Source organism: Nocardia sp. bgisy134 (genome assembly GCF_057708325.1).
On the sequence record NZ_JBYIRW010000002.1, the window covers coordinates 348,730 to 354,733 of the forward strand.

At 66.8% G+C, this 6,004-nt stretch carries 6 protein-coding genes; 3 read left to right on the top strand and 3 right to left on the bottom strand.

The window, feature by feature from the left end; translation table 11 throughout:
* Nucleotides 1-30: 30 nt before the first annotated feature.
* The 3 genes from AC3ERS_RS05360 to AC3ERS_RS05370 form a co-directional block, all read right to left on the bottom strand.
* Complete coding sequence (locus AC3ERS_RS05360) at nucleotides 31-699, bottom strand: response regulator transcription factor (RefSeq protein WP_431964076.1); 669 nt, start codon at nucleotides 697-699, stop codon at nucleotides 31-33.
* Between the two features lie 52 nt (nucleotides 700-751).
* Entirely contained in the window at nucleotides 752-2,101 is a 1,350-nt protein-coding gene (locus AC3ERS_RS05365; RefSeq protein WP_431964078.1) for an MFS transporter, read from the bottom strand.
* A 137-nt stretch (nucleotides 2,102-2,238) separates the two neighbouring features.
* Complete coding sequence (locus tag AC3ERS_RS05370) at nucleotides 2,239-2,913, bottom strand: response regulator transcription factor (protein WP_431964080.1); 675 nt, start codon at nucleotides 2,911-2,913, stop codon at nucleotides 2,239-2,241.
* A 406-nt stretch (nucleotides 2,914-3,319) separates the two neighbouring features.
* On the opposite strand from AC3ERS_RS05370, the gene AC3ERS_RS05375 reads away from it, so the two are divergent.
* The 3 genes from AC3ERS_RS05375 to AC3ERS_RS05385 all read left to right on the top strand — a co-directional run bounded on the left by AC3ERS_RS05375 (nucleotide 3,320) and on the right by AC3ERS_RS05385 (nucleotide 5,988).
* On the top strand, nucleotides 3,320-4,918 hold the full coding sequence (locus tag AC3ERS_RS05375) for a hypothetical protein (RefSeq protein WP_431964082.1): 1,599 nt from the start codon (nucleotides 3,320-3,322) through the stop codon (nucleotides 4,916-4,918).
* A gap of 181 nt (nucleotides 4,919-5,099) precedes the next feature.
* Nucleotides 5,100-5,417 (top strand): hypothetical protein, encoded by a 318-nt coding sequence (locus AC3ERS_RS05380; RefSeq protein ID WP_431964084.1) that lies wholly within the window; start codon nucleotides 5,100-5,102, stop codon nucleotides 5,415-5,417.
* Between the two features lie 76 nt (nucleotides 5,418-5,493).
* Nucleotides 5,494-5,988, top strand: a complete 495-nt coding sequence (locus AC3ERS_RS05385; RefSeq protein WP_431964086.1) for a YbaB/EbfC family nucleoid-associated protein — start codon at nucleotides 5,494-5,496, stop codon at nucleotides 5,986-5,988.
* The last annotated feature ends 16 nt before the right edge of the window (nucleotides 5,989-6,004 follow it).

The window sequence follows — 6,004 nt, forward strand, 5'->3', positions numbered from 1 at the left end:
GTGTCTGCCGTATCCGCCACGCTCCGCGGGTTACGACATATCCTCCAGCTCCCACCGGTACCCGAATCCGCGGATGGTGGTGATCAGCCCGGGTCTGCCGAGCTTGGCGCGCAGTGCCGCCATGTGCACGTCGAGCGCCCGCGAGACCGCGGCGAACGCATCGCCCCAGATCCGGTCCATCAGCTGTTGCCTGCTCACCGCGGCCCCCGGTCGTTCCAGGAGGATGCGGATCAGCTCGAATTCCTTGTGGGTGAGCGTGATCGGTTCGCCCGCGATCTCCACCAGCCGCGCGTTCAGATCGACGCGGACATCGCCGGTGACGATCACGCGCTGCGGCGGCGGCGCGTGCGCGGTCGCGCGCCGGGTGACGGTCTCCAAGCGGGCGATCAGTTCCGCGATGCGCGGCGGTTTGACCAGGTAGTCGTCGGCCCCGGCGTGCAATCCGCGGATGACCGCCCGCTCACCCCCGCGCGCGGTGAGGATCACCACCGGTACCGAGCTGACCTTGCGCAGCTTGCGCAGCACCTCCAGACCGTCCATGTCCGGCAGCCCGAGATCGAGGACCACCGCGTCGTAGCGGTTGTGGCAGAGCAGCAGATCGCTGCCGCGCTTGATGTGATCGGCTTCGTATTTGGCTCGCAACGCCTCGAGCAGCGCGCTCGCCACCCCATCATCGTCTTCGACTACGGCAAGCCTCACGCACCGATCCTCGCAAATCGAAGGATCGGTGCGCAGGCGTTTCGGTTCCGCGTCACGCCACCGGGACTTTGGCCGTGCCCTCCTGCGTGGCGTCGTCGGCGCGCTCGGCCTCGAGGACCGAGGTCGCCGAGGTCTCCCGCATGAAGTAGTAGATGCACAGCGAGATCGCGATGCACCCGGCGACGTAGTAGAAGAACACCGATTCGTGCCCCGCCTTCTTCAGCGCGAGCGCGATGGATTCGGCCGTGCCGCCGAAGATCGACACCGTCAGTGCGTAGGGCAGGCCGACGCCGAGCGCCCGGATCTTGGTGGGGAACAGCTCGGCTTTGACGATGGCGTTGATCGAGGTGTAGCCGGTGATGATCAGTAGCGCGAGCATCATCAGGCCCCAGGCCGCGACAGGGTTCGAGGTGTGCGCGAGCACGGTCATGATCGGAACGGTGCACACCGTGCCGGTGATTCCGAAGAACAGCAGCAGCTTCCGTCGGCCGATCCGGTCGGACAGGGCGCCTGCCAGCGGCTGGATCACCACGAACGCCAGCAGCGCGATGAAGTTGATCCAGGCCACCGTGCCCTTGGAGATGCCGGAGGTGTTGATCATGAACTTCTGCATATAGGTGGTGTAGGTGTAGAACGCCACCGTGCCGCCGAGCGTCAGGCCGACAACGACCAGGCATTCCCGCGGGTATTCCAGCAGCACGCGCAGCGAACCGCGCTTCTTCTCCGGCGCCGAGGCGTCGGAGGCGGCGGCTTCGTAGTGCGACGACTCGTCCATCCCGCGGCGCAACCACATGATCGCCACCGCGCCCGCCGCGCCGATCACGAACGGGATGCGCCAGCCCCAGCTGTTCATCTGCTCAGAGGTGAGGATGTGCTGCAGGATGATCTGCACGCCGAGCGCGGTGAGCTGACCGGCGACCAGGGTCACGTACTGGAAGCTCGAGTAGAACCCGCGCTTGCCCGGGGTCGCCACCTCCGACAGATAGGTCGCGCTGGTCGCGTATTCGGCGCCGAGCGACAACCCTTGGAGCAGGCGCGCGATCAGCAGAATGATCGGCGCGGCGATGCCGATGGTGTGGTAGCTCGGCGTGAGCGCGATGATCAGCGAACCCGCGGCCATCACCGTCACCGACAGCGTCAACGCCGTTCGGCGACCGGCCCGATCGGCGTACTGGCCCAAGAGCCAGCCGCCGATCGGTCGCATCAGGAAGCCGAGCGCGAAAACCAGTGCCGATTGCAGGAGTTGGGCGGTGGAATCGCCCGAAGGGAAGAACGTCTTCGCGAAGTAGACGCTGAACGCCGCGTAGACGTACCAGTCGTACCACTCGATCAGGTTGCCTAGCGATCCTCGCATCACGTTGCCGACGACCCTGCGTTCACCGGCGGCTTGTGTCGCAGTCATGGTGTCCTCCTTCGGACTCCGCACACATATCGGGCACTCCCACTGTGTCGCCGGTCACCTGGGGCACTCCTGTGGTACGCGAAATCCCTAACCGTCCCTTAGGCAAGAGTCGTGAAGGCGTGGATGTGCAGTAGCCGTCAGAGCCCCGGGGGCTCCGTTTCCCATCGGTACCCGTAGCCGTGGATGGTGGTGATGAGGTGGGGGCGCTGGAGTTTGGCGCGCAGCGCGGCCATGTGGACGTCGAGGGCGCGGGAGATGGCGGCGAAGGCGTCGCCCCAGATGCGGTCCATGAGCTGCTGGCGGCTGACGGCGGAGCCCGGGCGTTCCAGGAGGACGCGCACCAGTTCGAATTCCTTGTGGGTGAGCGTGATCGGGGTGCCCGCGACCTCGACGGTGCGGGCTTGCAGGTCGACGCGGACGTCGCCGGTCACCACCACCAGCTGAGCGGGGGCGGTGGGGGTACCGGCGCGGCGGGTGATGGCTTCCAGGCGCGCCACCAGCTCGCCGACGCGCGGTGGCTTCGTCAGGTAGTCATCGGCGCCGGCGCGCAGACCGCGGATGACGGCGCGTTCGCCGCTGCGCGCGGTGAGGATCAGCACCGGCACCGAGCTGACCTCGCGGAGTTTGCGCAATACCTCCAGGCCGTCCATATCGGGCAGGCCGAGGTCCAGGATGACGGCGTCGTAGCGGTCGTGGGTGAGCAGCAGGTCGGCGCCGCGCCGCAGATGGTCGGCCTGATAGTCCTTGGCGCGCAGCGCCGCGACCAGGGCGTCGCCGACTCCGGGGTCGTCTTCGACTATCGCGAGTCTCACGCCCAGATCCTCGCAAATCGGAGGTTCCGTCCGCAGGGGTATTGGGTGGTGGGGGACCGGCAGGCTCGAGACCTTGACACGTTCTTAGGGAAGTCACCGCTCATGAGCGAGACGAAAACCGCCGGGTGCGGGAGAATTCCTTCCCAGCTGCTTCCTTCGAAGGAGCCGATGACCAGCACCCCGGTCCGCCATCAGCACCGCGGCCTCGTCCTGCCCTGCAAAAGACCGGACGAGGTCCGCCACGGCGGGTCCGCAAGTCCTACTTGGGGGGTGAGGGTTTCGGCGTGCCGGGTCGCTTTTCGACATCCTGTGCCAGGATGAAGGACAGCAATTCGGCTCTAGCCTGTCACCGGACGCCCTGTCGGGATTCCGGTGACGGGTGCGTGGATGAGGAGATAGCTGCACCGTGACCAGCCCAGAAGGCCCGAACGACGACGCCCGCGACAACCAGGTCTCCGGCGATCAGCAGCCGAATCTCACACCCGAGCAGCGCGCCGACGAAGAGTTCCGCCGGGAGTTCCAGCAGGCGTTCGAGGAGAGCAGCGACAAACCCGATGTGGAGTTCTCGCTGGGTGATTCCGGGCCGGAGCCGGAGCCCGAAACCGTGGACTCGGCCGAGCAGGCCCGCGAGCTCGGCCACAATCTGGCCCGTGAACTGGCCACCGGCGCCCCGCAGGGCTGGTCCAAGCTGGACGCGGTGTTCGCTTTCACCGCGGTCGCCGAGGTCGCGCAGATCGTGTTCAGCGACGATCAGGAGCGTTCGGTCCGCATCCAGCCGTCGGAGGCGGTGCTGGAGCTGGTGCGCAGGCACCGCGAGGTGTCCGCCGCCATGGGCGACGGCCCGTGGTGGCGGCTGCTGTTGCAGTTGACGCCGGCCGGTCAGCTGGATATCGACTACGACTACGGTGACGAGCCGTTCCCGGACGATCACCTGTTCCCGGCCGAGGTGTATCAGGCCGACCTGGAAGCCAATCCGCGGGACCGGCTGCCGGTGTGGCTGGCCGCGTACGTGAGTCACGGCAACCGCCAGTCCCGCACCCCGGCGGAGGCTGCCGCCTGGGCGCGCGCGGATCGGGAAGCCGGTGTGCGCGGGACGATCTCGGAGCGCGATTTCCCGGCGCTGCCCACGCTGTGGGCCCGCTGGGCGGTGTTGGCGGCCGCGTTCGTCGCCGTCGGTTCCGAGTGGGGGCCGCGTATTCTGCCCGCGCTGGGCTGGTTCGAAGGCGCCAAGCGGGGCGGCTCGACGCTGTACATGCTGCCCGGTGGCCGGGCCGTGTTCTCCGGTGGTGTCTGGAACGCGCCCGCCTTGGACGCGGCGTACAACCAGGATGCGCAGCTGCCCGCGTACTACGCCGGTGCTCCGGCCTGGGTGGCGAACCCGGTGCTGAATCCTCGGGCCGCCAGCGGTTTGCTGTCGTTCTGCTACTGGTGGGAGGGCGGTCGCTGGTACCGCGCCGAGTCGCCGACGGCCGATCAGCTCGCCGAGGCCGTGCCCGGTATCTGGACCGCGCAGACGGTGACCAACGTGATCGCCAGCCTGGTCGCCGCCGAGGCCACCGACGGCCAGGTCGCCGCCGTGGCCACGCTGGTCTCGGCCGCGGAAGCCGGTGTGGTGACCAGGGATACGCTGATCAGCGTCTTCGGTGACGAGGGTGGCTACGATATCGACAGCGCCTTCTACCAGCTCACCATGGCTGGCGTGGCCACCACGCTGCCGGATCCGATGCCCGAGGACGAGGCCATCGATCAGGTGCGCCGCTACATTCTCGATCGCAATCTCGACACCACCGGCTATCCGCTGGATCAGCTGCGTGCCGACCGCATCAGCTGCGGCTGGATGGTCTACGTGCCGACCGCGCCGGGTGAGATCGCCATCGGCCGTGCCCTGTTCTACATCGCCGATGACGGTGTGCTGGAGCAGTCCTCGTCCTCGATCGCGCCCTCGCGCTACATCGCGGAGTTCGAGCAGCGCTTCCAGGAGCGCAACGGGATGGTCGACGCCTGACCCAGGTTGCCCGCCTGGGTTAACATCAGGGAACGGATCGATGGCCAATTCCTAACAGGTTCTTTAGCTTCTCGGCCCGGTGAATCGGCCCGCAACGTCGGCCGAGATGCCAGAATGGTCGAAAAGCTCGGCTTACCAGCTGCTTTCCGGCTGGTACGAGCCTGTGAGATGGAGGTGCGCGGTGGACGTCGAGAGTTTTGTGGAAAAGCAGCGCATCGCGGGCACCGACACCGGCAAGGTGCGCGACCGCATGGACGACCTCGCTGATCGAGTGCAGGCGCAGCTGGATTCGCTGATCGCGATCGTCAGCTCCGACCCGGTCTTCGGCAAGAAGTTCATGGATGACCCGAAGGGTCTCAAATACCAGCTCGAGGGCGCTGTCGAGGGCACACGGACCATGGCCACATCCTGGGGCAAGCTCTCCGATGGCCAGTTCCAGAACGCGAGGAACGCCGAACGCGAGGAGCAGAAGCGCCGAGAGCAGTTCGAGAACATCTGAGCCGGACCGGTTGCTGGTAGTTGGCGGGCGGTCCACTCGGACCGCCATGAGAGTTTGTGGAGTGGGTGAGAACTAGGTGGCCAGACGCGATGCCGAGATCGCCGGCGTGATGGAGGAATTCCGCAGCCGCATCCGCGAGATCGCCGAGATGCAGCAGCAGCGGGTCAAGCTCACCGCCACCGCGAGCACCAGGGACCGGCAGATCTCGGTGACGGTGAACGCCAACGGGGTGATCATCCAAACCAAATTCGGCAGCGGCATAGGCGAATACAGCTACGAGGACATCGCCAAATCCATCACGCGGCTGGCCCAGCAGGCCGCCGAGGATGTGTTCGATCAGAGCAAGCAAGTCATGGCGCCCTTGGCGGAGGAGCGGGCGCGGCTGCCCAAGCTCTCCGACGTGATCCCGGGAATGCCCGACTTCCAGAGCGAGATCCCTACGGAGCCACCGGTTTCCGTCGCGCCGCCGGGTGACGCCGAGCGCGAGGACGCGGAACTGGTGTTCACCGATGTGGAGACCCTCGAGGACAAGCCCGAAACCGGAAAGGGCGTCACCGACTCGGTTTGGTGACGTGCGCGCGGTTTAG